Annotated in this window: 19 protein-coding genes; 2 read left to right on the plus strand and 17 right to left on the minus strand. The window is 61.2% G+C overall.

Annotated features, from left to right (window positions below):
• Positions 1 to 23: 23 nt before the first annotated feature.
• A complete protein-coding gene (locus AC56LH_RS15530) occupies positions 24 to 731 on the minus strand; it encodes a PEP-CTERM sorting domain-containing protein (RefSeq protein ID WP_499647469.1) in 708 nt (235 codons plus the stop codon).
• Positions 732 to 1,354: 623 nt separating this feature from the next.
• Between AC56LH_RS15530 and AC56LH_RS15535 the strand changes: the two genes are divergently transcribed.
• Positions 1,355 to 2,257 (plus strand): sulfurtransferase, encoded by a 903-nt coding sequence (locus tag AC56LH_RS15535; protein ID WP_499647471.1) that lies wholly within the window; start codon positions 1,355 to 1,357, stop codon positions 2,255 to 2,257.
• Positions 2,258 to 2,266: 9 nt separating this feature from the next.
• Here AC56LH_RS15535 and AC56LH_RS15540 read toward each other — a convergent pair whose 3' ends face one another.
• Together AC56LH_RS15540 and AC56LH_RS15545 are read right to left on the minus strand one after the other, a co-directional pair.
• The gene (locus AC56LH_RS15540; RefSeq protein WP_499647473.1) at positions 2,267 to 4,186 is read right to left on the minus strand and encodes a hypothetical protein; all 1,920 of its coding nucleotides are present in this window, start codon (positions 4,184 to 4,186) and stop codon (positions 2,267 to 2,269) included.
• A gap of 267 nt (positions 4,187 to 4,453) precedes the next feature.
• Positions 4,454 to 6,340, minus strand: coding sequence for a glycosyltransferase family 2 protein (locus tag AC56LH_RS15545; protein WP_499647475.1), 1,887 nt, complete (start codon positions 6,338 to 6,340; stop codon positions 4,454 to 4,456).
• Positions 6,341 to 6,929: 589 nt separating this feature from the next.
• Between AC56LH_RS15545 and AC56LH_RS15550 the strand changes: the two genes are divergently transcribed.
• On the plus strand, positions 6,930 to 7,301 hold the full coding sequence (locus tag AC56LH_RS15550; protein ID WP_499647477.1) for a GtrA family protein: 372 nt from the start codon (positions 6,930 to 6,932) through the stop codon (positions 7,299 to 7,301).
• Between the two features lie 120 nt (positions 7,302 to 7,421).
• On the opposite strand, the gene AC56LH_RS15555 is transcribed toward AC56LH_RS15550, so the two are convergent.
• From AC56LH_RS15555 to gmd, 14 genes are all read right to left on the minus strand, one after another.
• Positions 7,422 to 7,823, minus strand: coding sequence for a GtrA family protein (locus tag AC56LH_RS15555; RefSeq protein WP_499647479.1), 402 nt, complete (start codon positions 7,821 to 7,823; stop codon positions 7,422 to 7,424).
• Positions 7,820 to 9,121, minus strand: a complete 1,302-nt coding sequence (locus AC56LH_RS15560) for an NAD(P)/FAD-dependent oxidoreductase (protein ID WP_499647481.1) — start codon at positions 9,119 to 9,121, stop codon at positions 7,820 to 7,822. The genes AC56LH_RS15555 and AC56LH_RS15560 overlap by 4 nt, the downstream gene beginning before the upstream one ends.
• A gap of 2 nt (positions 9,122 to 9,123) precedes the next feature.
• Positions 9,124 to 10,071, minus strand: coding sequence for an NAD-dependent epimerase/dehydratase family protein (locus AC56LH_RS15565; RefSeq protein WP_499647483.1), 948 nt, complete (start codon positions 10,069 to 10,071; stop codon positions 9,124 to 9,126).
• Positions 10,072 to 10,144: 73 nt separating this feature from the next.
• Positions 10,145 to 10,426 (minus strand): hypothetical protein, encoded by a 282-nt coding sequence (locus AC56LH_RS15570; protein WP_499647485.1) that lies wholly within the window; start codon positions 10,424 to 10,426, stop codon positions 10,145 to 10,147.
• Between the two features lie 89 nt (positions 10,427 to 10,515).
• Positions 10,516 to 12,648: a hypothetical protein gene (locus AC56LH_RS15575; RefSeq protein ID WP_499647487.1), complete on the minus strand. Its 2,133-nt coding sequence runs from the start codon at positions 12,646 to 12,648 to the stop codon at positions 10,516 to 10,518.
• 42 nt (positions 12,649 to 12,690) lie between these two features.
• The gene (locus tag AC56LH_RS15580; protein ID WP_499647488.1) at positions 12,691 to 13,446 is read right to left on the minus strand and encodes an SDR family NAD(P)-dependent oxidoreductase; all 756 of its coding nucleotides are present in this window, start codon (positions 13,444 to 13,446) and stop codon (positions 12,691 to 12,693) included.
• Positions 13,447 to 14,742: an FAD-binding oxidoreductase gene (locus tag AC56LH_RS15585; RefSeq protein ID WP_499647490.1), complete on the minus strand. Its 1,296-nt coding sequence runs from the start codon at positions 14,740 to 14,742 to the stop codon at positions 13,447 to 13,449.
• On the minus strand, positions 14,736 to 16,166 hold the full coding sequence (locus AC56LH_RS15590; protein ID WP_499647492.1) for a UbiA family prenyltransferase: 1,431 nt from the start codon (positions 16,164 to 16,166) through the stop codon (positions 14,736 to 14,738). The genes AC56LH_RS15585 and AC56LH_RS15590 overlap by 7 nt, the downstream gene beginning before the upstream one ends.
• An 87-nt stretch (positions 16,167 to 16,253) precedes the next feature.
• Positions 16,254 to 19,112 (minus strand): glycosyltransferase family 2 protein, encoded by a 2,859-nt coding sequence (locus AC56LH_RS15595; RefSeq protein WP_499647494.1) that lies wholly within the window; start codon positions 19,110 to 19,112, stop codon positions 16,254 to 16,256.
• Between the two features lie 330 nt (positions 19,113 to 19,442).
• Positions 19,443 to 20,408 (minus strand): glycosyltransferase family 2 protein, encoded by a 966-nt coding sequence (locus AC56LH_RS15600; RefSeq protein ID WP_499647496.1) that lies wholly within the window; start codon positions 20,406 to 20,408, stop codon positions 19,443 to 19,445.
• Between the two features lie 205 nt (positions 20,409 to 20,613).
• The gene (locus tag AC56LH_RS15605) at positions 20,614 to 23,097 is read right to left on the minus strand and encodes a hypothetical protein (RefSeq protein WP_499647498.1); all 2,484 of its coding nucleotides are present in this window, start codon (positions 23,095 to 23,097) and stop codon (positions 20,614 to 20,616) included.
• Positions 23,098 to 23,128: 31 nt separating this feature from the next.
• Entirely contained in the window at positions 23,129 to 24,157 is a 1,029-nt protein-coding gene (locus tag AC56LH_RS15610) for an acyltransferase family protein (RefSeq protein ID WP_499647500.1), read from the minus strand.
• Between the two features lie 88 nt (positions 24,158 to 24,245).
• Positions 24,246 to 25,160 (minus strand): GDP-mannose 4,6-dehydratase, encoded by a 915-nt coding sequence (locus AC56LH_RS15615; protein WP_499647502.1) that lies wholly within the window; start codon positions 25,158 to 25,160, stop codon positions 24,246 to 24,248.
• A 9-nt stretch (positions 25,161 to 25,169) separates the two neighbouring features.
• The gene (gene gmd, locus AC56LH_RS15620; RefSeq protein ID WP_499647504.1) at positions 25,170 to 26,216 is read right to left on the minus strand and encodes a GDP-mannose 4,6-dehydratase; all 1,047 of its coding nucleotides are present in this window, start codon (positions 26,214 to 26,216) and stop codon (positions 25,170 to 25,172) included.
• Between the last annotated feature and the right edge of the window lie 66 nt (positions 26,217 to 26,282).

Raw genomic sequence — 26,282 nt, forward strand, 5'->3', positions numbered from 1 at the left:
AAGTGCGACCGGGCGAGGCAGAATCAGGCGCGCTTGCGGCGCACGATGCTGCCCATGCCTGCCAGTGCCAGGCCCATCAGCGCCAGGGTGCCTGGCTCCGGAACTTCGTTCACATTCAGTTCGTTGACACTGACCGCCAGGCCCTTGTCGATGGTGTTGGTGCGAATGCCGACCGTGTTGAACGACGTCAGGGATGACTTGCCATAGGTCGTCGCATCAGGGTTGAGGAACTTGCTCATTTCGTTTTCGGTCGGGTTCAGCCATGCGTCGAAGCTGTCATACGCATCGCCGTTCTTGCCGCTCTTGTACAGATGGCCGAACACGTGATACGACATGCCTGCTTCCAGAGCGCTGCCGGCAAGGAACTCGCCGCCGACGCCGCTGGTACGGATGTACAGGTCATTGGTGCAGCTGCTGACGGCGCTGTCGAGCGAGCCGCAATTGGCCTTGAAGCCGATGCTCGGGCCTTCGTAGGCCTTGGCATTGCCGGTGTTGCCGAACCACACGCCCAGATAATCGTTGTTGTCGACCGTGCCCGTGTACGAGAACTTGAAATCGATCACGATGGCGCCGGACTGGCTTTCGGCCAGCGTGTAGACCGCTGCCGTATTCGAATTGGTGGTGAACGTTCCGTTTTTGTTGCTGATCAGGGTACCGTCGGTGGAAACAGGTGCTGCAGCAGCGAAACCAGCGGCAAGAGCCAGGGTAAGGAAAGCGATAGGGCGGATCATCAAGTGTCTCATTCTAGGTGGAAGGAATGAATAACACTTAAGCAATTGTTATGCCACATGCAAACTATTCTTACTAATCAATGACTTGACGTTAATATTTTACAAAACAAAATTGCTCGTGTAAAAATTATCGACACGAATTCATTCTTTAAATAAACATTGTTCCCGTTAATTAATCTGTTTTGATGCCTTAGCGCAACCTACAAGGCGACAGGGCAGCAGACGGTGATGCTGACCTATAATCATGCCCTGTTCCCCTACCCGTGCCGCCGGTTTCCAGGCTGGCATTTTTCCGCCACGATGAATTCCCGCAGCTTTATCCCGCGCCCGGCAAGCCTGCCACCGTACAGTTCCCGATGACGTGGGACGGCGTCACCCTGATCGACCTGCTGGCCACGACGCCGGAAGCCGACGCGGCGCGCTCAGCCAACGGCTGCGCCATTGTCGTACTGTCGCCTGTCGCGCCGGCAACGGCTGCCGTACTGGCATGGCCGTCGACCGCCTGCTGTGCGGCTCGGCCGCGCTCGCACAGGCACTTGCAGCGCCGCCGACCGGCACGGCGATTGGACCCACGTCCGAACGCTTATAATACCGGCTGAACGACATCGATTTTCTTGGCAATCATGCAAACCACACCCCACCAGGCGCCCGTCCCGACGGACGCCGTTGAAGTCCAGACCGGCGCCGGCCGCTACGTCAATATCGCCGCCTACAAATTCATCACCTTCGATGATACCGAGGCCATGCGTCCGCGTTTTCAGGCCGTCTGCCAGGAGCGCAAGCTGCGCGGCACCATCCTGCTCACGCCGGAAGGCATCAACATGTTCCTGTCGGGCCTTCCGGCCGACATCGACGCCTACCTAGCCTGGCTGCGCGCCGACCCGCGCTTTGCCGACATCGAGGTCAAATACAGCTATTCCGAAGAACAGTCGCACAAGCGCATGCTGGTCAAGATCAAGAACGAGATCATCACCATGCGCATGCCCCTGATCAAACCCGAGCTCGGCCGCGCGCCGTCGGTGGACCCGCACACGCTCAAGCGCTGGCTCGACCAGGGCCATGACGACGCCGGCAAGCCGGTCGTGATGGTCGAGACCCGCAATGATTTCGAGGTCGATGTCGGCACCTTCACCAACACGGTCGACTACCGCATCACCAAGTTCACCGAGTTCCCGGACGTGATCGCCGCGCACAAGGAAGACTTCGCCGACAAGACCGTGGTCACCTTCTGCACCGGCGGCATCCGCTGCGAAAAAGCTGCCATCCACATGAAGGAAATCGGCTACGACAGCGTGTACCAGCTCGACGGCGGCATCTTGAAATACTTTGAGGAAGTCGGCGGCGCCCATTACAACGGCGACTGCTTTGTGTTCGACTACCGCACCGCACTCAATCCGCAACTGCAGCCGACCGAAACGGTACAGTGTTTTGTCTGCCGCGCCGTGGTTACGCCGCGCCAGCAACTGGCGCCGGAATACGTGTACGAGGTGTCGTGCCCGCATTGCTACGGCAAAAAGACCGCCTGACCATACGGCTTATGGCGCGATGGCCCGCCTCACCAACGGCACCGGCGTTAATTGCATATCGAACTCGTCTTGCCACAGCCACTGAAAACCGCGCGCGGTGTGCAAGCTGATGTTCACAACGCGCTTGCCCCCGATGCTCACCCCATCATCATACAAAGCGGCAAAGTCGGCGGTCGTTTCGACCAGTGGCGACAGCAGAAATCCCGCCCGGGCCATACCGGCGATCAGCCGATAGTCGTGCTGCTTTCCGTCGCTGGTATGGATTCGCAATTCGATCTGGCTGGTGCGAAAGACCAGCGCGAGCAGCCGCCCGGACAAGCTCGGCTTGATATCGAACCGGACAAACCACGCGCCTGCGGCGGGAACCGGTACCACGTCGCCAAACCGATAGCTGCTGCCAGGCAGTGTCGCCGCAGGCTGGTAGGCGCTGGCCACGTCATGCTTCAGGACCAGCATGCCATTCTGAAAACTGACCGGCCGGTAGTCAGATAACAACACCGGCCAGCTTGGGCCATCGTCGAGTGCCGGCACGCGCCGGTCGATGGTTTCGACGCTGAAAAAAATGTTCTCCGGCGCCGTTGAACCCAACAGATACTGGCGATTGCGTTCTGCGAGGTACGGCGTGTACGCCGAATAACTTTGTGGCACCGGTCGTGGCGCCCACTGGTTGCCAGAAGCGATCAGCAGCGACTGGTTATAAGAATAGATGTCACTGCGTCCGGGCAAAACCGGTAGCGCCGCCTGGGTCCGCAAGCCGGCCACCGCCGCGTCAAACTGCGGACGCGGCCAGCCGGGCTCGCGCGCGCGACGAACGGCGCCGTTCCATGCCGACGAAAATTCACGGTCGACCGTGTGGACCCATTTGGCGGGCGTAGTATGCCCATAATAGTGGTCAATGATGAGCCACGGCAGCATGACCACGGCGGTAGCCACAACCACCCGCCGGTTGGTGACGACCATATTCAACCCGATTGCCGCCATCAACAACGTGGTACTGGCGATCATCGTATGGATATCCTGGCGTACAAACCCGGCTTTAAACGTGATGAACAGCATGCCGGCATACAACAGGAACAGGAATACCCTGGCATTTCGCTCCAGCCCTGGCAAGCGTGCTACTGCCCACAACAACGTGACGATGGCAATCACGAAAAGTAAGGACTCGCGCAGGACGCCGTAATACGACATGGCATCGTTGTAGCCGGACACAATGGCCCACATGCCCTTGAAAAAGGGCGGTAAACCATACAATGGCTGACCGGAAGCGAGCCACAACGCTATCAGCGTGACAGCAGGCGTACACAGGCAGATGCATGCCAACATGCGGCGCCGCTGCGCCCACAGAAAGCCGGCACTGAGCACGGTCACCATCGCGCACAGTACCAGCAAGGTTCCCTTTACCAACGGTAGCAAGCCGAGCGGAGCAAACAGCACGACCAATAGCCACGGCGCTTTGCGGCCGGCTTCACGACGCCCGCCTTCCCGCCAGCGCTGGAACACCTGCAGTCCGACCAGCAAGGGCAACAAAAACATCACCGAGTCATTAAAGTACACACCGCCCGCCAGCACCACCAGCAAGCATAAAAACCAGCCCCGGCGCCCGCCATCGATGAACAAGCCCAACACAAGGGCGAAAGACAACGCCAGGTACAGGCTGGCGGACATCATCAGCGTGTTCGTCGCCGGGTGATAACTGTGCGTATAAACGGACGAATACGGACCGAACGTGAACACCAGGTCGCGCCCCAGTTCCAGTCCGTTGGACAAGCCTTCTTCCAGCGCATAACGCCAGGAGCCATCCAGACCACCTTGCGGCATGTCGGGCGACCACGGCACGATTTGCACCAGACACACCAGTACGGCAAGGCACCATAAGAGACCATCGGCCCACCGGGTTCGACGTGAAAGGGCGCGTGTACCTACGAGCATCAGTTTTCCTTTGAATCAGCGGCGAACGTGCTGGCGGCGCGCCGTGCATTTAACCGCCAGTGTTGGCGCTGTGCTTTACCGACGCAGTCGCTCTCAAAATTGCTGCAAAGCCGGAGGGAGCGAATAATACGTCATCCGCCTTGATCGCAGAGCAATATATCCGGCCTCTCCCTGGCGAACCACCTACCATCTGCGCCGTTCGGCGCGCCGGCTCATGGATCACTGAACCGCGTCGGTCGGCGTTGCGCTCAGGGCTACGGCACGTTGTCACTGGCAGCGCGGCGGCCATGCGTAGGAGAAATCCTCGAAATACCCGCTCAGGTTGACGTTGTAAGCGGGGTCGCTGTCGAACTGGGCGCCCCAGCGCCGCCGGATAAAAGCCACCTCAGCGGCGAAACGGGCCTGCTTGACCGGCGTATCCTCGTTACCACGCGAGGCCGACTCGTGGTGCACCATCTCGGCGTACGGTGTCCACACATTGCGGTAGCCTGCGGCGCGCACCCGCAAACAAAAATCGATATCGTTGAAAGCGATCGCTAACTCCTCGTCGAGGCCGCCGACCTGCTCGAACACGTCGCGCCGCACCAGCAGGCAGGCGGCCGTCACCGCGCTGTAGGACTGGTGCAGCACTGCGCGCCCGAAATAGCCGGGATCACCACGCGGCAGCAGTTTGTGGGCATGCCCGGCCACGCCACCTATGCCCAGCACACAGCCTGCGTGCTGCAGCCGTCCATCTGGATACCACAGGCGCGCGCCGACACAGCCGGTGTCCGGGCGCACCGCCAGCGCCACCATTTCTTCAAGCCAGTCCGGCGTAAGGATCTCGATATCGTTGTTCATCAGACACACGAGGCTGCCGTTGGCATGACGTACCGCGAAGTTATTGAGCGCCGAGAAATTAAATGGCTGGTCGTGGCGGAGAATGCGGAAACGCGGCGTCGGCAGGCGTGCGAACAGGGTCTGAGTGGCCGCTTCGACGCTGCCATTGTCGACGATGATCACTTCGTAGTTGGCATAACTGGAGCGCGCCACCAGCGTGTCCAGACACATGCCAAGCAGGTCGGCGCGGTCGCGGGTCGGAATGATGATGCTGACCAGAGGCGCCGGTGCCGGCTGAGCGTAGCGCACCCGATGCTTACCGGGTGCCTCGGGCGCTGCCAGCACCTCAGCCGCCACGCCGCAGCGCGCCAGATGCGCCGCTACCGCCAGCCGCCCGGCCGCTGCAGGCCCTTCCAAGTTATCCGGGTGCACCGCAGCGCGGCGGTGGTACAGCACCCGCGCTACGTGCACCACCTGGGCCGGCGCTAGTTGCTCGACGATGCGCAGCACCAGGTCGTGCTCCTCGGCGCCATCGAAGCCGCTGCGCAGGCCACCCACGCCGCGCACCAGTGCAGTGCCGTAGAGCGTGAGATGGCCGATGTAATTTTGTGCCAGCAACAATTCGTAGTTGAGGTCGGGCTTGAAATGCGGCGCGAAGCGGCGGTTGGCGGCGTCCACCTGATCCTCGTCGGAATAGACCAGTCCGGCTTCCGGGTGGCGATTCAGCGCCTCCGCCATCCAGTAAAGGGCCTCTTCGGCCAACATGTCGCCCTGGTTCAGAAGCGCCACAAACTCGCCCCGCGCCATGGTCAGAGCCGTGTTGATGGCGGCACTGCGCTGCCCGTGCTGCGGTAAGTACACCATTGTAATGCGTGGCTCCTCGGCGCAATGGCGCGCCAGCAGCTGGCGCGACGCCGCGCTGGCGTCGGCGCAGGCGGCGATGCAAAGCGACCAGTGCGGGTACAGTTGACGGCGCACAGACCAGATCGTCTGGTCAAGCAAATCGGGCACCGCGTTATCGCTTGGCAGCAGCAACGAGATATGCGGTGCGGCCGCCAGGTCTGCGGCGCCCGCGTGCAGCGCGGCGCGCACCGGCGCGTCGATCGCGCCGTAGCGGCGCAGCCATTCGGCATAATCGCAGCGGTCAGCCGCCGACCCGGTGGCCACCTTGTTCAAGCCCGCACGCAAGCCGGCCAGCCCGCCGCGTCCGTACAGCGCGCTGGCCTTACGCCATAGTCCCATCGGGCTGCCGCCGAGATCAAGCGCCAAGCGTAGCATCGCGACTGCACGAAGCAGTCGCCGCAGGCCCGGCAAACGCATTGTCTGGTTGTTCACGGAGCGCGCCGACGCATCGGCGGCCGGCTTGGGTACTTGCTTAGTCATCAAGGTACAAACAGCTAAGCTGCAAAAGCCGGAAAGCCAAATGATACGTCATCCCAGCGGCATTCAGCGCAATCGCGATAACGTAGACGGGCCAGCAGCTGAATGTGCTACTCGTCGAAATGGCGCTGAGTGACGTTCGTGGCGAATCGCGGCTCGAACTGATCAGAAACAAGAACGGTATATCCAGTGCGAGAGGCATTTTTTACGCCTGCAACTGTCCGCCTGAGCGGCTACTGCTTTCGAACGGCACACAACTCAAGGTAATGAAAAACGACTGAGATCGAAACGCCAACATGCGTTTAAAAGCCACTGGCGTGTACACTCCCCCCGCCTCACGAAGTTGAACTTTGAAGGGACCATGTCGGGCGCTTCTGACAGATACGGCCGACTGGCTGGCGAAGGGATTATACTGTAGCAATCTCTGGAAACTACCCAGCATTTCGCCGCCATTTTTTGCCACATGTACAACACCAGATTTAGGTGCTGTCCGCTTTGACAAGATTAGCCTTGCGGTACTGCTGGCGCCGCTGAAAAATTATCCATGCAAAAAAAATTAAACGTCGAAGTTACTATCTATATCATTGGAGGGTTAATTACAGCGGCAGTCGATGTGGGAACCATGAAGTTATTGCTGCTCAACGGTGCCACAGCGGTGTATGCTGCCACCGGAGGATTTTTGGCCAGCATATTAACCAACTATCTTTTCCATGCCAAAATCACTTTTGGAAAAATGGCGAGCCGCGACACTTTTTTCAAATATGTGGCATTGGTTTGCATGAACTACCTGCTCACTATCTGCATCGTCTACTTGGCGACTCACCTTGCGGCAAGTCCAATGACAGGGAAAGTCATTTCAATGCCAGTGGTGGCAACAATTGCTTACTTGTTAAGCAAATTCTGGGTTTATAAGTAAGCGATGTCGAGCCATTTCTTGACTGCCAGATTATTTTGTTATCTAAATAGAAATTATTAGTGCAATTTCAACAACACAATCAAGAAACGATCTTGGCGTTAACGATAGCGTCCTCGGCGGCTATTTGAACGACCACCGCTTATGCCCTAAGTAGCTGGTAAACACGGGCACTATCACCCCGACCGCATGCGCGATTTCTTTGACGAAATGTTTCACACCCAACGCAGGTAGCAGATAAAACGCCAGCCCCATGCTGATCAGCCAGGTCTGCAGCACTGCCACCACATTCACCAGCGTGAAGAACAGCACGGCGCGCCGGGTCGACTGCGTGCTTTCCTTGAACACAAACATTTTCGCCAGCACAAACGCCGTGACCATGCCCGTCAGATACGCCAGGATCACGGCGCCGGAAAACGGCAGCCACTGGTTGTAGACGATGCGCGAACCGAAGTTGACGGCCGCCGCCGTGCCACCCGTCACCAGGAACACGATGAACTGGCGTGACATGAAACTACCGATCATGCAGCCGCATCCTTGGCCAGTTGGCGGCCGAAGCCGATACTTTCAGAAATGCCACGGTCTTCCGGATAATAATGCGACGTGTCGGCCACCCACAGGCCCTGCACGGGCAGTTTGGCCGGCGGCAACCGGTCGAGGAAACCCGGCTCGCAGATCGGCTGCGCGTAGCGGTAGCGGCTGGCGTGCATGGCGAGGAAGTCGGCGTCCTGCAGGGCCGGGTTGATTTTCTTGAAGTAGCGTTTCACCTTGTCCAGGAAAGCCTGGTCCGGCTCGGCGTATTTCGGGTGTTCACCCGGCATATAGAACGGCATGTAGACCACGTGCTCGGCCAACGGGCGCAGGTTCGAGTATTCAATGATGCCGGGAACGTCCATGTCGGGGTCGTTGGTGTTGAGCCAGAAGTTCTCCGTCAGGCGCTGGCGCAACTTGACGATGACACACACGACGGCCACGTTGTTGAGCGCGCGGAACTGCTGCAGAATGGCGTCCGGCAGGTCCGGCATCAGGCGCGGCACGTACGGCAGCGGCACCGTGCTGATGACCTTGTCGAAGGCCTCGAACTGGCCATCGACTTCAATGCCGCGCAGCTTGCCGGCGTCAATGATGACCTTGCTGACGGGCGACTTCAGGTTCAGCACTCCACCGTGCTTTTCGATGTCGGCACGCATGCCCTGCAGCAGCGTGTCGGAACCGCCATCGAGGTAACCGAGCTTTTCCTTGAACAGGCTGTAGCGCGAACGCCCGATGCGGCGGATGCGGCTCCAGATCCACGCCGCCGACAGGTTGTCGGTGAAGTCGTAGAACTTGTATTCGAACAGGCGGCGCCATAACACTTCATAGGCTTCCTTGCCGACCGCGTTTTTAATCCACTGCACCGCGTTGACGTTGTCGAGCGGCTTGTAGTCGTCGCGTTTGGTCGACAGGAAGGCATGCAGGCCGTAGCGAAACTTGGCGACCAGGCCGAGGCCCTTGAATTTCAGCAGTGCGACCGGATTGCCCCATTCCTGCAGCTGGTTCTGATACCAGTAGCCCATCCTGGTGGCAACCCAGTGCATCTTCGACGACAGGCCAAGCTCGTCGAGCACGGTGAAGAAAGCGTGGTCCGAGATCGCATGGAAGTGGTAATACCGTTCGATCGACAGGCCGTCGAAATCAAACGCCGCCGTCATGCCGCCGATGCGGTCGTCGGCCTCGAACAGCACCGGCGTGTGGCCGTCACGCGCCAGCTGGTACGCGACCGCCAGACCCATCGGCCCGGCGCCGAGCACGGCGATACGTTGCCCTTTTTTTACTTCAGCCATGCTTAAAACTCCAGAATGATTTTGTTGTAACGGGCGTCGTTGAAGGTGGCGTCGATGGCTTTCACGAACGGCGTGTACGGCACGCCGAACTTGCCTGGCCAGTCGATCACTTCGAACTCGTCCTTGGCGCTCAGCGCGGCCAGTTGCTGGGTGGTGAACGGTGGTTTTTTATCAAACAGCGACCAGGTCCAGATCAGCGCGTAGAACAGGTGGTACGGAATCCTGACGATCGGCGTTTTGGCGCCGGTGGCGCGCTTGATGATGCGGATGATGTCGATGTAATCGACCTTCTCGTGGCCCGAGATATTGTAGATACCGCCGGCCACCCGCTGCTCGATGCAGCTGATGATAATGTCGGAGAAATCACGCGCCCAGAGCGGCTGGCGCATGTAGCGGCCATTGCCAGGAATCGGAAACACCGGCACTTTTTTCATGAAACGCGACAGCCAGCCCAGATGCTTGCGGTCGAACCAGCCGAACATGAGCGTCGGGCGCAAGATCGGGCAGGCAATGCCGCTGGCCAGTACCATCTGCTCCTGCTCGATCTTGCTGCGGGTGTAAAAATCGTCCGCCACCGACACCACCACCGACGAGCTGATATGCACCAGGTAAGGCGGCGTCGGACTGGCCTTGATCAGGTCGAGGATGTGTTTGGTGGCGTCGATGTTGTTGCGCTGAAAATCGGTGTAGTCGATGCCGCCGATCTGCGCCTGCAGCATGACGACCACGTCGGCGCCATCGAAATGACGGGTCCACTCCCCCAGTTCAGCCAGGTCGGCGTAGACACACGTCACGTCCGGCTGGGCCTGCTGCAGGATGGCGAGGTTGGCGCGGTGCTTGTCGAGCACGACGATGTTGGTGTAGCCGCGGTCTTTCAGACGTGCTACCAGGTTCTGTCCGACCAGGCCGGCACCACCGGGCAGGAGAATTTTCTGCGTTTTATCTGACATCGCTATCCATTGATCTGAGTCGCCCGCAACGGGCAAAATATGCTGCCGGACACACCGGCAGCATGCTTTGTTTTTATTCTGGGCTGTTCGCCGCCTTGCCCTTCAGCGCCACCGCCAGCCATTCGCCGCAGCCCTGACCGTCGTCGGCCAGCGTCACCGTAAAACGTTCCGGCAGCACGTGATAACCAACCAGGTGCGATTTTGCAAAATCACTCCCCGGCATGGCGTTTTCAAGCAGCGTTACGGGCGAACCCTGCACTCCGGCCACCACCATACTTGGGGCGACGACCACTGCGCATGGCGGCGGCTGAACAGGATCAGCATAAACCCGATGAACAGCAGAACGGGAAACCACCGACGGCTGCTGCCGTCCTTTAAATTGATCATGCGACGCTCAGAATATGAAAAGAAGGAACAAGCTGCCACCCGGCCGTGCGCACCGCATCATTCGCGCACCGCAATCGCCGACCACTCACCCCAACTGTCGCCGGCGTCCGTAAAGGTCACCGTGAATTCACCCTCTGGCAATGCCGCACCGGAAAACTCCAGCTGCGCCCAGTTACTGCGTACCGGCAGGCGAACGTCCGCCAAGCCACTGCCCGGCAGCGTCATAATCTGCCGGCCGCCACCCGGTCCGGAGCGATAAAACAGACGGTCGCCACGCTTCACCCGTAACGAAATGGCGCCGGTATCGGTATCGGCGTGCACAAAGCTGCCATACACGCGCATGCCCGGCAGAGACGCACGTTCGTAATCTCCGCCCAGCCACGTATTGCCGGGCAGTACAGCGGTGACGCTCAGGGCGCCAGCCGGAACCGGTGCCATCGACGTCAGTAAGACCAGCGGCGCCGGAATTTGCACCGGCAGCGCGCACGCGCCACTGGCGACGTCAGCCTGCAATGACAGGGCGGCGCCCGCCTCGCTCGCCAGCACATAGCCCTGGAACCCGGCATGCAGTGCGCCCTCGCCGACGGCGGCCGCGACGTCGGGACGGATGCGCCCCGTCAGTGCAATGCCGGCCAGTTTGCCACCGACATCAATAAAACGCACCCGCGCCGGCACTGTAGCGCCATCCGGGTTGCGCAACCAGCCGGCCACGCGCAGGTAGTTGGCGTCGCCTTCAACGGGCGCCACCTCGTCCAGGCTGCCTTGGCAAGGCGGCAGCGCAGCTGGCGCCGACGGTGCCGCCGGTTGCCCCATCGAAGCATGCAAACCGCGCCATGGCGCCATGCCGAACACGCTCAGCTGTTGCGCCCTGGCCCGCTCCACGATCGGCAGGATAGCCAGCGCCGAGGGAAACACATGGCCCACTTGAGGTTGGTCGGCGATGCCCAGTTCCAACGCCAGTGCGGCAATGTTTTTCTCGAATCCCAGCGCGGCGCGCGAGCGCAGTGCGCTCGCCTGTAGGGCCAGCATGGGCACGGCCACCAGCAGCAAAGTCAGTGTCAACTGCGTGGCGCGGCGACGGCTGGCGCGTGCCGCCGCCAGCAACGCCGGTGCGTACAGCAGCAACACAGCGGCCCAGGCCATCAGGGCCGGTGTGGTGTAGCGGCTGGAAAAGGCTTCACCGCTGCCGACATGCAGCCGGCCGCTGGCGGTGCCGGTGGCAGTGGCGCCAATGTAGGCAAGGAAAAAAAGCAGCGCCAGCAACAACGTGTCGCCCCTGCCTCGGTACCAGCGCACAGCGTGATGCAGGCAGGCGACCACCAGCATCACGCCGCCAAGCAGCGCCAGCACTTTGCCGGCGCCGCTGCTGCCGGTCAGGAAGTAAAACGGGCTGCCCAGGTACTGCAGCATATACGTCAGCAGCGGCAGCGCGCTGTTGTGCACGACGGTCAGGAACGGGATGTGACCGGGACTCTGCTGATAGTTGTGAAAATAGGCCACCAGCGTGACGACGGCCAGCAGCGCCAGCACAGCGCAGCGGCGCCAGCCCTGGCGCGTCAACAGCGCGTAACCGAGCAACAAAGGCAAGGCCAGAATGCCGTTGGCCATGCTGCCGGCGGCCCCCACGCCGCCCAGGCAAGCCAGCGCGAACCAGCCGGTGCGGGCCGGCCCGGCAAGCGACAGGTGCAGGCAGTACAGCGCCCACAGCGGCAGCAGTTGCGCGAGGAAGAACTGGCTTTGAAAAGCCCATGTGAAGTTTTCCTGCTGCATCCACGAAAACAGCAATGCCACCAGGAACAGACCCATCATCGTTTCCGGCACGCTGCGTGGCTGCACGGCGAGACGCGCGCGCAGCATGCACCAGAACAACAGCGCAGCGGCGCCGGCCAGAGCATAGTTAGCCAGTAACAGAAACCAGCTGGCGCCGCCGAACCAGCGCAGGTCGGCCCAGAACAGCAGGTGCGCCAGAACGATGCGGTGCTCGTTCTGCTGGCGCCACCAGGCCGTCATGTCGCCATCGCCCACCGACAGGAAGAAATTCAGGTAGGCGTCCCACATGTCCCAGAAGGGCACCGGCGAATAATTGCGCACGACACCGACGGCCGTCAGCACCAGCATGACAGCGGTAAAGCTACCCATGGCAAACAGCGGCAGTGAGGGTTTCGGCAGTTTCAAGGAACGGTCTTTCATGAGGCAATCAGCACAGGAGCCGGTGTCGCCGGCCCTGCGCGGTCAGATATCCATTTTTTTGAAAATAAAATGCGGCAGATGCCGGATGATCATCATGATCACGAACCATTTTCCGGGTGCGTACACCGTCAGTTTGCCCTGTGCCATGCCCTTGACGATCTCCTGCGCCACCTGCTCGACGCTGGCCAGTTTGCCGCCGTCCCGCTTCAGGTGCGCCGTCATCGGCGTATCGGTCGGGCCCGGCTTGATCAGCACCACCTTGACATTGGTGGCGGCGAGGCGGTGTTGCAGCCCCTGGGCATAGCGCGTGACCAGGCCCTTGGCGGCGCCATACACGTAGTTCGACTTGCGCCCGCGGTCGCCGGCAACCGAGCCGATCAGACCGAGCGTGCCGCGGTCGGCGCGCTGCATGTGGCCGGCGAACGCTTCGGCGAACAGCACCGGCGATATGCCGTTGACGGCCAGCGCTTCCTGATTGGCCTGCAGGTCGGCCTGGCAGTGCGCCTGGTCCGGCAGCGAACCGTGTGCGATCAGCACGATATCAACCGGCCCGGTGGCGCAGATGGCGTCCACCTGGCGGCCGATGGCCAGCGGGTCGGCGAAGTCGGCCTGCTGCGCGCTGACCTGGGACTGCGGTCCGCGCACCCGCAGGTCGGCGGCGACGCGCTCTGTTTTGGCCAGGTCGCGCCCCAGCAGGATGACTTCGCAGCGGGCCGCGTTCAGCCACAGGCGGGCGCAATGTTCGGCGATGGCCGAGGTGGCCCCCACGATAACGATTTTTGTGACTTGATCCGACATTCAAACTCCCATCAGGCGGCGCGACATGGCCGAGCTAATGCCCGGGTCGCGGTACTGCATAAATTCGGCGAGGCGCGGATATCCGGCCTCGAATAGGGAACGGGGCATGCGCGCGTCTTTGGCCGCGTACAGCCGACCACCGGCCTCGGCCACGATAGCGTCGAGCCGCTCGAACAGTTTTAACGTGCGTGGCCCGCGGTTCGGGAAGTCCAGCGCCAGCGTGACCCCAGGCTGGGGAAAACTCAGCATGCCGGGGGCCGCCCGTTCGCCAAAAGTTTTCAGCACCGCGAGGAACGAGCCTTCGCCGCTGCTGGCAATGGCGTCCAGCATGGTCTGCACGGCGTCGCGCCCGACCGACCGCGGCACCACACTCTGATACTGGTAAAACCCGCGCGGCCCGTACATGCGGTTCCAGTCGAGCAGGTTATCGAGCGGGTAATTAAACGCCTCGTAATGGGCGATGGCACGGCCGGCGCGCCATTTATTCATGTGAAAGTACAGCGCGTTAAACGGCGGCAGCGATAAACGGTTGACCAGCGACACCGGTGGCACCAGCGGCATGCGGCGCGTGCGCGCGGCCGGTTCCGGTCGGTTGATCACGCTACTGGGGTTGCCCCGCATGAACAGCCCGCGCCCTGCCCCGCCGAGGCAATCGATCCACGACACGGTGTGCTCCCAAGCGGCCTCGGAGGCATCGGCCAGCGGAAAGAACGCGTCCAGGTTGGCGTAAGGCACTGTTTCAGTGGCGAACCACGGGCCGGCCACGGGGCGCAGCTGCAGCTCGGCCGTGACGATCACACCGGTTAAACCCATGCCGCCAACGGTGGCGGCGAACCAGTCCGGCATCAGGGCCGGTCCGCAGTGCACGGTGCTGCCGTCGGTGCGTGCCAGTTCAAGCGCCAATACATGGTCGCCGAAGGAACCGACAGCGTGGTGATTCTTGCCGTGCACATCGTTGGCGATGGCGCCGCCAACGGTGATCATCTGGGTGCCGGGTGTGACCGGCAACATCCAGCCACGCGGCACACTCATGCGCTGTATGTCGCGCAGCAGCACGCCGGCTTCGCACACCAGCCGGCCAGTACGCTCGTCGAACGCGATGAAATGGTTCAGCCCTGTGGTCAGCCACAGCAGGCCGTCCGGATTCAGGCCCTGGTCGCCGTAACTGCGGCCCATGCCATGCGGCAGGCCGGGGGCACTGGCCGCCAGCTGGCGCGCCACCTGATCCGGTGCGTGCAGCGCCTCAATGCGGTGGGCGTCGCGCGACAGGCGTCCCCAGGAAGAAATCGCTACCACGGCAGCGCCACGCTGCCCAGCAGCAACGCCACCCCGAACGCGGCCCCGGCCAGCAGGCTGGCCGGATCCTTGACGGCGAACACCAGCGGGTCATCGTGCATTTCGCCGCGGTGCGCTTTCATCCAGATCCAGCTGACCCAGAACAGCATCACCGGCACCGCGCCCCACACCGCTTCCGGCGTGACGTACAACTGGCGCACCACATCGCTGTTCAGGTACACCGCCAGCACCACCGCCGAAGCGTAGCCGGATGTGACGCCAAGCATCTGCACCAGCGGCGCGTCGGTCGTGAAATAACCGCGGCCATGGACCTTGGTCTTACCGGTTTGCATCTGCACCTGCAACTCCGCGTAGCGCTTGACGAAGGCCAGCGACAGGAACAGGAACACCGAAAATGCCAGCAGCCAGAACGACAGCAGGTGATCGGCGGCAGCGGCGCCGGCGATGATCCGCAGCGTGTACAGCACCGCCAGCGTCAGACAATCAACCAGAATCAGCCGCTTCAGACCGAACGAGTACGCACAGGTGAGCACAAAATACACGATCAGCCAGGCCAGGAAAGGGCCGCCGACCAGGGATGCCAGGCCAAGGCTGGCCAACAACAGGAACGGCGCCAATGCCACCCCCATCCAGACCGGCACCACACCCGAGGCGAACGGGCGTTTGCACTTGCGCGGATGCTGGCGGTCGCTTTCAAGGTCAAGCAGGTCATTGGCGATATACACGGTCGAGGCACACAGGCTGAACGCGACGAACGCCAGCAGCAACGCCAGCCAGGCGTCCAGATCGCCCAGCATGTGGCCAGCCAGCAGCGGCACGAACAGCAGCAGATTTTTCATCCACTGGTGCACCCGTAGCACCTTGGTCCATGCACGCAGGCCTCGTGGTGGCGCCGGCATGACGTGCTCGACTTCGCAGTGCGTAGCGGCGGCGGCGGCCAGCGCTGGCGTGCCATTGACCACGATGGCGCGGCGCGCGCCGGGCCACACGGCCAGGTCGGCGCGCGAGTTGCCGGCGTAATCGAAACCTCCGTGGCCAAAGCGCGCCAACAGCGCCGCGTGCTTATGGCGGCCGGCGAGGTTAACGGCACCGTCGCTGGCCATGACCTCGTCGAACAGGCCGAGGTGCTCGGCGATCGGCGTAGCGATCGACAGGTCCGAGGCGGTACACAGGATGAGCGTGCGGCCGGATACCTTTTGCTGGCGCAGCCAGGCAATCAGCGGCACATTGTAAGGCAGCGTGGTGGCGTCAAAAGCGCTGCCCGCAGCCAGGCGACGCTTCAGCACGGCCTTGCCGGCGACCAGCCAGAACGGCAGCCGCAGCGCGTCCAGCGGGCGGTCGCGCAAGGCGCGCAACGCCGATTCATGCAGCATATCCGTATGGATCAAGGTGCCGTCGAGGTCAACAATCAGTGGATACGGCAAAAATTTCTCTCAATCACAATGTTGCAATATGACAGTATGCCGCACACGCGGGCCGGTCGGCAAGGCACGCCGGACCGCCCGCCCCGCTCACAACGACGCCACCCGTGGCGGCCATGCCAGCGAATAATCCTCGTGCACCAGCGTCAGATTGGGATTGTAGGCCGGGTCGGTGCGCAATTGCTCGCCCCAGCGCGCCTCCACAAAAGCGATCTCGCGGCCGAAGCGGGCGATCTTTTCGGGACTGTCCTCCTCGCCGCGCGAGGCCGACTCATGGTGGATCATTTCCGCGTATGGGGTCCAGACATTGCGGTAACCGGCCTCGCGCACGCGCAGGCAAAAATCGACGTCGTTGAAAGCGATCACCAACGCCTCGTCGAGGCCGCCCACCTGTTCGAATACCTCGCGCCGCAGCAACAGGCAGGCGGCCGTCACGGCGCTGTAGGACTGGTGCAACAGGGCGCGGCCGAAATAGCCGTTCTGCCCGCGCGGCAGGTATTTGTGGGCGTGCCCGGCGATGCCGCCGATGCCCAGCACCACGCCACCATGCTGCAACCGCCCGTCCGGATACCACAGGCGTGCGCCGACACAACCGATGTCCGGGCGCGCCGCGAACGACACCATTTCCTCGAGCCAGTCCGGCGTCAGGATCTCGATGTCGTTGTTCATCAGGCACAGATACTGCCCACGCGCGACCCGCGCGGCGTGGTTGTTGAGCGCCGAAAAATTGAAGGCGCTGTCGTCGCGCAGAATGCGCACGCGGTCCTTCGGCAGCCGCGCGAACAGTTGCTGGGTTTTCTCCTCGACACTGCCATTGTCAACGATGATCACCTCGTAATTGCTGTAGGTGCTGCGCTCTAACAGCGTGTCGAGGCACATGCCGAGCAGGTCGGCGCGGTCCCGCGTCGGAATCAGAATGCTGACCAAAGGCTGCGGCGTCGGGCAGGCAAAGCGCACCCGGTTGACCCCCGGCGCGGACGGTGCCGCCAGCACCTCGGCCGGCAGACCCACGCGCGCCAGATGGGCTGCCACCGCTTTACGGCCAGCAAGCGCGGCGTAATTTTTCTCACCCGCTCCCAGCGCCGTACTGCCGGCGATAGCGCGCCAGTGGTACAGCACGCGCGGCACATGCACTACCTGTTGGGGCGCCAATTGCTCGATCACGCGCAACGCCAGGTCATAATCCTGGGCACCCTCGTAGCCGAGCTGGAAGCCGCCCAACTGGCGCACCAGCGCGGTACGGTACACACCGAGGTGGCACACCATGTTTTGTGCCAGCAGCAATTCATAGTTGAGGTCGGACTTGAAATACGGGTCGTAGCGGCGATTATGCTCATCCACTTTATCTTCGTCCGAATACAGCAGGCCGGCGTCGGGCTGGCCGTTGATCGCTTCGGCCATCCAGAACAGCGCCTGCGCGTCGAGCAGATCGTCATGGTCAAACAGGGCGACGAAGTCGCCGCTGGCGAGCGCCAGCGCCGAATTGCTGGAGGCCGAAATGTGGCCGTTCTCGGCGCGGTAAACCAGCTTGATGCGCGGCTCCTCGGCGCGGTGGCGTTCCAGTAACTGGCGTACCGCCGGGTCGCTCGAGGCGTCGTCGGCGATGCACAGTTCCCAGTCCGGATACAACTGTTGGCGCACCGAATTGATCGCCTGCTCAAGGAACCCCAGCGGCGAGTTGAAGACCGGCATAATTACCGAGAACGTCGGTCGGAATGGCATGGCGTCAATGCGCCGCTGCAGCCGGGCCTGTGCCGCATCGTCCAGCGTGGCATAGCGGCTGAGCCAATCGGCATAGTCGTTGCGCGCCAGCTCGGCCGGCGCGACCGGCGCCACCACATTGTTCAGGCCGCGGCGCAGGCCGCCCATGCCGTCGCGGCGGTACACCTGCAACGCCTTCAGCGCGGTCGCTTGCACGCCGCCGCTGCGGCGGATCGCCAACGGCACCCTGGCCGACACGCGCCGCACGCGCTGGCTCGCCGCGCTGACCAGCCGCAAAGGCTTGCTCACGCGCCAACTGGTGGAGCCGTACAGTGCGGCGATGTCGGCGTCGCGCAGCGCCAGTTCGCGGCGCAGTTGCTCCACACTGCCCTGCAACTCCTGCAACGTGCCAGTAACGGCCTGCCAGGACTCGTCGGGTCCCTGCGCCAGCGTACTCCAGGGGTTAGCCGACTGCTGCTGCGCCGGATCGAAGCGGAACGGCGCAGCGTACGGCGGCTGGCGCCCAGCCGCATAAGCGCTGGCCGGGCCGACCGACAGCAGGCTGCCGATGCCGCCGCCGTCGGCCCGCTTGCGCACGACGCACAGCGCGTTGATGAATTCGACCGACTCCAGCTGCGCCAGGTCGGCGTCGCCGAGTGCCGCCGCGCCGGGCGCGAAAAAGCCCGTCAACAGGCTGGCGCGCGAGCGCGCCACTCCCCAGTGTTCGTGGCCGATGACATCGACCAGGCGCTTGAAAAATGCCAGCGATGCGTACGGCGCATACAGACCGCCGCCATGGCGCTGCTGGTAACTGCTGTCGAGGTTTTCCACCAGATACAGGCCGCCGTCGGCCAGCAACGGGAAATAAGCGGAAAACGTGCTCGCGACCGCGGCGCCGGTCAGCGAGGCATTGTCGATGATAATGTCAAACTGGACGCTGTGACGCAGCACCTCAGCCATCACTGCAGGTGCCTCGGGCGCGCCGACCACGCGGCGCACGCGCCCGTCGGCCGCTGCGTCGCCCATCGCCGGGGCCGCGACGCAGCTCAGCAATACGCTCGCCTGCGAGAAGTAACGCGCCCACAATTCGATCGTGCCGTCCGGCGTGGCGCTGATTTCCAGCAGCCGCAGCGGAACCTCGCGATACGGCGTGAACAGGCGCTCGAACGCCGCCATGTGGGCGGACCATTTTTGCATCGCCTGGCCAGGATGGTCGGCAAACAGTTGCAGCAATGTCGGTTTAGTCATGAGTCAGTCAAAAAAAAGCGGGTGGTCGGCAAAACAATTGGGGTGCTCTCGGGCTGGCACGACGCTAGCGCGCCCCACTACAGCCCCCTGGCACCCTAGCGACGGTTAATTTAGCGCTCGCAGACGCTTCTCCACCATCCGCGCGCTCGGCCGAAGCGTGGAAACCCGGTCCAATTCGTAGCGCGAGTTGCAGCACCTTTGCGCGAGGCGCAACGTGTGTTGGAAATCTCACCAGGATCAAATTGAATTGGCGCATGCCAAAGCCAGAAAGACACAGGTGTCTCTACAAGTCTCCGACGGTGCCCCATGTGACGAGTCGGGGTCGTTCAGTTATTTATAATTCAGTTTGGCCAAGCGATGGATAGGCCGAGTCGGAACGGATGCGATATCGTAGGAAAAAAATGCCAAGATGAGCTGCAGTCCCATTAGCACCGGTAACGCTGCCAACATCACCGTGCCGGCGGGTGTAACGGCGGAATCTTGTGCCGAACTTATCCAGTGAACCAATCCGAACCCGCCACCGGCCAGCAGCAACAGCAGTCCGAGCGGAAGTTCGATTGAGGCCAATGCCATATCGCGCAAATAATAGTTATAAAATACACGTTTGCCAAAATTGCGCAGGTGCTTCACCAAGAACTCACCGAGGATTTTCGAAATCTTCAAATTGCTGACTTCATCGCCGTAGCTCGCATCCATGGGAATATCCTGCACTACAGCAAAATTGGTATTCAAACGGAATAGCATATCGGTTTCGAAAAAGTAACGGGTACTAATCTTGTCGAATGGCAGTTGCCGGGCCACACTCACATGTATCGCAGTATATCCATTGGTAGGATCGAACAAATTCCAATAGCCAGACGATACTTTTGTCATCAGTGAAAGTATCGCATTGCCCACGAGTCGAATTTTCGGCATCGCACGAATTTCATCAAGATTGAAAAAACGATTGCCTTTAGTATAGTCAGCCTCACCTGCCAGAATGGGCTCGATGAAGCGCGGGATCAGGGCTGGATCCATTTGTCCGTCACCATCGACCTTGACGATAATCGAGAGACCCTCGGCGATCGCGGCACGGTAGCCGGTCATGACGGCCCCACCGACGCCTTGGTTGACAGCGTGCCGTAGTACCTTGACACGGCTGTCACGGCAATTGGCCTCCACGAAATCGCCAGAACCGTCCGGACATTGGTCATCCACTACATAGATACGGGCCACCTCCGGACCGATCGCATCAATCACGCCAATTATATGGCGCGTGACACGATAGCTCGGAATGACAACAGCGATAGTATTCATTAAAGATCCTGTATTCAACGGCAAAATACGCACAACGGCGACATGCTCATGGCGCGCTGTTGGTGCCACCAGCCTCACCAGCAAGCGTTACAACAATAGGATAGGAAATCGCGACACAGCTTAAAAAAGGCCGGGCGATACAACTGGAGTGCGCTTGAAATCGTCGCGATACCAAGACCGTTGCCACCGCAGCATACGGGGCCGGTCAGTACAGTTCCACTTGCAGTCTCCTCACCACTACCGGTCCGCCCGCTTGGCGTGTGATGTACATGAGGCCTTTGGTTGCGCCGGGCGGAATCGGGAACGCCTCGACAAACTTCTCGCCCTTTTGGAAACAAGGCACGACGTGGTAATAAGGAGCACCCTTGTCCCAGTTGATTTGCGCCACGAAATTGCCACGCTCACTCGAGCAATCAAGTTGCACCGCATAACGGATCGCACGCGCACCATCGACTTCGAACTCATGCACCATCCTCGGTGCCTCGCCAGCCGCTATGCCTGGCGCACCAACGTCAGAACGCGTCGGATCGAGGAGCGAAAAATCGCTGATATCGACGGCCGGGCGATACACCAAGGGCTTGGGTTGTAATCGGTACATCACGATATTTCCAACCTGCATTTCAGGTACACCGAACTGGCTCAAGTAGTCGCGCAGCAAGTTGCGGTAACCGTAGAAAGGACTGCGGTCATCTGGGACCTGGGTGTACTCCCAATACACATATGAAATGTTGTTGCGTACAAGAAAGGCGCTCAATTCAGCCGCATTTTTCAGCTGCATCGCTTCGAGTTCACGCCATTGCGCATACCAATTCAGATAGGCTGGCAAGGCGGCCAATGTCGCCCCATAAGGACGTGTTGGCTCATACAATACCACTGCCCCGGGTGCGGTTGCGTTAAGCTGCTGATTCAAAAATTGCTCGGGCACGAGTTGCTTGACCAACTCAACCCGGCCCGCCTCAGTATAGAGTGTACGAAGGGGAGTAGAAAAGAACCAGAGCACACCGGGAACGAAAAACAGGTTTGCGCCGCAGAACAACAGCAACGAAGTTCCCGCTGCCATGCGCGCCACCGGCGTACCTGGCAGCGCGGAGCGCTCGCTCAACACGGCGCCGATAAGCACTGCCGCCAGCGGCATGACCGGGTAGAGGTAACGCAGATACTGCAACGTGAAAAACATCACGACGCCGAACCCCAGTAGCGGCACCAGCATCAGAGAGGCGCGGGCACGGTGCCGTACGCCTAATAACATTAGCAAGGCCAGCGGCAACAAAAGCAGATATTGAAAGCCGCCGACGTAATTGGCCGACTCTTGATGCAGATTGGTTTGGAAGAATAATTCCCAGTAGGCACGCAGCGACGCACCCTTACTGTACGTCGGATCGATGAAATTCACGGGACTAAATGCCGGCGATTTAAAAATGCCGTTATATAGTGGCAGTACAGGATTACCAGTCGTGTACCACGCATAGGCATACGACTGGAACGCTACAACGCTGGCAAGCGCCACCACAAAGAGCAGGCCCGGCCACGGCAATGGTGATCTGGCCGATGCCGCACCGCGCTGGCGCCAAGGGAAACGGCAAATCCACACAGCCAGCACAGCCATTCCCATCAGAGCACCAGTCACTTTGATTCCGCAGCACAACGCAGCCATCATGATAAGCGCCGCAGTGGCCGGGCGAGTCAGGGAAGTGGAACGCCGCAGCGCAAGCAGAACGCCACTGGTGGCCATCACGCTTAGCATGAGTTCAGTCTGCTGGCCCGCCATCAGTAGGGCTGTCAAAGGCGTGGTCACGAATAACACCAGCAGCAAGAGGCGCTGGGCGCGCGAGCGCAGGACAAGCCGCGCCAACTCCCACATGCTATAAAGCAGCAGCGCCAGCAGGGCGAGATTGAAGGCACCACGCGCGTTGGCGCCGGCCAGCAGCGACGGGATCGCTACCAGCAGATCGACCACGAATGGTGCTACTGCCCAGACTTGCGAGCGCGTGTCAAAATCGTACACATGGTTATGCGCCAGCGTGGTCCAGATACGCAGGTGCAAGGCGTTGTCATCGTAGCTCAGGGTCGGATAAAATGCGTAACGCGCCATGTACGCGATCACGCACAACGCGCCGGCCAGCTTCCAGTAGCCGATGCGGCGCAACCGGTGCGACAGGTCGAGGCCGGCTTGCTCAAGTCGCGCCTGCAGGTTTGGGCCCGGTACTGCATCCAGCAGGCGCAGTCCGGCCACCAGCGGCGCCGCCAGCAAGGCGGCGTAGACCAGCGGATAATTGACCGGATAGTGAATCAATAACGCGAACAACGCCGAATACGCGCCGGCGCCGATCAGCAGCGACTCCACCAACAGCGGCTGGCGCCGCTGTTCCCGGTAGGCAGCGTATAGCAGCAGCCGACCCAACGCATACATGGCGCTGATAAAGGCCACCACTGCGGTAGCCTGCGCGACGCCGACACCGATGCCCAGGTACAACAGCGTCAGGCCGACCAGCAGCGCGGCGCGATGCGTTCTAAAAAACGCCAAGCCCAGTGTGACAAGGGCAAAGGAGCCGCCCCATATGTAAAGATCCTTCCACAAGCCGGCATTCCAGTACAACAAATCCGGCCGCCAGTTGCCTATGCTGACAGGAATCACGAGGAAAGCGCCCAGCAACAGGAGTGCGCGGCCAATTTCTAAGTGTTTTTTCAAGATAATCTACTTCTTCACGCTAGTGACTGGGTCAGATGCCGTCACGGCAAGGTGCGGGCTTCAACACCGGCGCCGCAGCGCCGGTGTTGGTGCGCAGGTCACGACGCTTTTTCAGTTGCTGCAGCGGTCGGTCGACGCACACCAGTACCAGGTAGCAGACAACCATGGTCAGCACGAATGCGGCAGCGAAGAAGCCGAAGCTACGGTCGCTTCCCATCAGTGGCAGCAGCAGCACTGCCACGGTCGTGTGGAACAAATACAGCGGATACGACAGGTCGCCCAGCCAGGCATCGAGTCGGGCGGTGCGGCAGTCGGCCAGCGACAGTACCACCCAAGCGGACAGCAGCGCCGACACGTACAAGCCGTACATCCAAGGCCAGTGCGGGTCGAACAACCACAGCAGGCCGTGCAGCAACCACACGACGACGCTGGCCGGGGTCTTCAGAAATGCCAACTGGGTGCGGTAATGGGCGACCAGCGAACCCAGCGCGAACGGCGCAATGCACGTCAGAAAGGTCGAATAGCGTACACCGAACGACTCGATCTGGATGCCATGCTTCCAGTTCAGCAGCAGACTCAGGATCAGTCCCAGCCAGGCTGCGCCGCGGCCAAAGGCCAGCAACGGCATCAAGACATAGACCCCGACCTCCACCGCCAGCGCGCCCGATACCGGCACCAGCAGCGGTCCGCCGTCGGTCAGCGGCAGTAGGGTAATGTTTTTTACCCAATCCAACAGCGAAGTCGGCATGACGAACTGGCCATTCAGCGAGGCCGGGTTGGCACCGAAATGCGGCATACCGCGCAACACCAGCCATCCGCACACTGCGGCCACCGCGTACGCGGGAAAGATGCGCAGAATGCGGTTGTACGCGAAGTCCTGTAGGCCAGCCTTGCTGGGGCCGTATTTTTCGGCCAGTACGTAGGTCATCAGGTAGCCACTGAGGACGAAAAAGCCCCATACAGCATACGCCGCCGGGCCGTCCAGCATACCGGCCCATAAGTGCGAGATGACTACCAGAAACGCGAGGAAAAACCGCCACGTACCAAAACCTATTTTCATGCCTGTTCCTACTTTAGGGAGAGCGTCATCGTCGCATGCCCAAGCTCGCGGAAGCCGGCATGCGCTGTAAATTATTGCGTGTCTGCACTCAGGCGTGATACATCCAGCGCAGGGTGTCGACCAGCGGCAACGGCGTCGCGGGGCCGATCAGGCGGCGTAGCTTGCTGTCGTCACCGACCAGGCGCGCTACGTCGTTGACCCGGACAAACGCCGGGTTGACGCGTACCTCGATACGGTAGCCGGCGATACCGGCCATCTGGTCGAGTACGTCGCCGAGCGTATGGCCGATGCCCGAGCAAACGTTGAAAGTTTGTCCCGCTGGCGCCGCCGCCAGCAGCCCCATGTAGCTGGCCACCACCTGCCGCACATCCGAAAAATCACGCGCCACGTTAATATTGCCCAGTTCGATGTGCGTATCGCCGCGGCGGAAATGCGAGACGATTTTCGGCAGCAGGAACAGCACATCCTGGCCGACTCCGGTGTAATTGAACGGCCGGGCGATGATAATCGGCAATCGGTCGGCCCACAGGCGCGCCATGTATTCCATCGCCAGCTTGCTGACAGCGTAATCATTCGCCGGTGCCGGCGCCACCGTTTCGTCAATCGGGTCGACGGCCGCGTTGCCATACACGTTGGCGCTCGACGCCAGCAGCACCGCTGCGGGGCGCTGCGCCAGTCCGGCCACCGCCTCCAGCAGGTTGCGGGTGCCAACCACATTGACCCGGTACATCAGTTCAGCATCGGTATGGGCCACAAAAGCAATCGCCGCGAGGTGCACCACGATCTCAGGCTGTACCAGTTGCACCAGCGCGGCGACGGCGTCCCGGTCGAGCAGGTTGACCGGGCGCGGCGCGCCGCCGTCGTGGCCGGGCAACTCGGTGCCGTACACCTGGTAACCGGCCTGCACCAAGGCCTTGGCCATGTATTGGCCGGTGAAGCCGGCCGCCCCCGTCAATAAGGCACGCCTGCCGTGCCCGCCACCGCTCACCGCCGCTGCATTCATCGCGCTCCCTTAGAAAGAAAAACCGGCCTCGTTGCGGCGCAAATCGGCCTCGACCATCATCTGGCATAACTGCTCCAGGGTAGTCTGCGGCTTCCAGCCCAACTCGTTGAAGGCTTTGGCCGGGTCGCCGATCAACAGTTCGACCTCGGCGGGACGATAAAATTTCGGACTGACCCGCACCAGCAACTTGCCGGTACGGACGCAGTGCCCCGTCTCGAGCTCACCGGCGCCGGACCATGCCACTTCAACGCCGACTGCCTTGAAGGCCATCGCGACGAACTCGCGCACCGTTTCGCTGCGGTTGGTAGCCAGCACGAAGGTGTCAGGCTGGTCGGCCTGCAAAATGCGCCACATGCCTTCTACATATTCCTTGGCGTAGCCCCAGTCGCGCTTGGCGTCGAGGTTCCCCAGCTCCAGCAACTCAGCCTTGCCGAGGGAAATCTTGGCCACGGTATCGGTAATTTTGCGGGTGACGAACTCGCGCCCGCGCAACGGCGACTCGTGGTTGAACAGGATGCCGCTGGCGCCAAATATTCCGTATGACTCGCGGTAGTTGACCGTCATCCAGTGGGCATACAGTTTGGCCACGCCATACGGGCTGCGCGGATAAAACGGGGTGCTCTCGATTTGCGGAATGGCTTGCACCTTGCCGAACATTTCCGATGTCGAGGCCTGGTAGAAGCGGATCTTTGGGTTGACGATCCGGATTGCCTCGAGCAGGTGCACGGCGCCCAGGCCAGTGATGGCGGCCGTCGTTACCGGTTGCTCGAACGAAACGCCAACGAAGCTTTGCGCCGCCAGATTGTAGATTTCGTCGACGGCGACTGACTGCAACAGGCGGATGCTGGAACCCAAGTCGGTCAGGTCGTATTCGACAAGGCTGAGGCGCGGGTGCTGGCTGATGCCAAGCTCCTCGATGCGCCAGAAATTAACCGAACTGGTCCGGCGGTAGGTGCCGATCACGGCGTAACCCTTATCGAGCAGTAACTCGGCCAGATAGGCGCCGTCCTGGCCGGTGATACCGGTAATTATTGCAGTTTTAATTTTTTGTTCCATATATGACAATAGATTATTCAGTGTGCGGCCGCACCGGCCAGCCGGCAGAGTGCGCGAAAAAGGGCT

Source organism: Telluria sp. LT1R51-2, assembly GCF_059685775.1.

Excerpts from the sequence above, each read along its gene's own strand:
- AC56LH_RS15530 (WP_499647469.1), bottom strand. The coding sequence starts at position 731 with ATGATCCGCCCTATCGCTTTCCTTACCCTGGCTCTTGCCGCTGGTTTC.
- AC56LH_RS15535 (WP_499647471.1), top strand. The coding sequence starts at position 1,355 with ATGCAAACCACACCCCACCAGGCGCCCGTCCCGACGGACGCCGTTGAA.
- AC56LH_RS15540 (WP_499647473.1), bottom strand. The coding sequence starts at position 4,186 with ATGCTCGTAGGTACACGCGCCCTTTCACGTCGAACCCGGTGGGCCGAT.
- AC56LH_RS15550 (WP_499647477.1), top strand. The coding sequence starts at position 6,930 with ATGCAAAAAAAATTAAACGTCGAAGTTACTATCTATATCATTGGAGGG.
- AC56LH_RS15555 (WP_499647479.1), bottom strand. The coding sequence starts at position 7,823 with ATGATCGGTAGTTTCATGTCACGCCAGTTCATCGTGTTCCTGGTGACG.
- AC56LH_RS15560 (WP_499647481.1), bottom strand. The coding sequence starts at position 9,121 with ATGGCTGAAGTAAAAAAAGGGCAACGTATCGCCGTGCTCGGCGCCGGG.
- AC56LH_RS15565 (WP_499647483.1), bottom strand. The coding sequence starts at position 10,071 with ATGTCAGATAAAACGCAGAAAATTCTCCTGCCCGGTGGTGCCGGCCTG.
- AC56LH_RS15575 (WP_499647487.1), bottom strand. The coding sequence starts at position 12,648 with ATGAAAGACCGTTCCTTGAAACTGCCGAAACCCTCACTGCCGCTGTTT.
- AC56LH_RS15580 (WP_499647488.1), bottom strand. The coding sequence starts at position 13,446 with ATGTCGGATCAAGTCACAAAAATCGTTATCGTGGGGGCCACCTCGGCC.
- AC56LH_RS15595 (WP_499647494.1), bottom strand. The coding sequence starts at position 19,112 with ATGACTAAACCGACATTGCTGCAACTGTTTGCCGACCATCCTGGCCAG.
- AC56LH_RS15600 (WP_499647496.1), bottom strand. The coding sequence starts at position 20,408 with ATGAATACTATCGCTGTTGTCATTCCGAGCTATCGTGTCACGCGCCAT.
- AC56LH_RS15610 (WP_499647500.1), bottom strand. The coding sequence starts at position 24,157 with ATGAAAATAGGTTTTGGTACGTGGCGGTTTTTCCTCGCGTTTCTGGTA.
- AC56LH_RS15615 (WP_499647502.1), bottom strand. The coding sequence starts at position 25,160 with ATGAATGCAGCGGCGGTGAGCGGTGGCGGGCACGGCAGGCGTGCCTTA.
- gmd (WP_499647504.1), bottom strand. The coding sequence starts at position 26,216 with ATGGAACAAAAAATTAAAACTGCAATAATTACCGGTATCACCGGCCAG.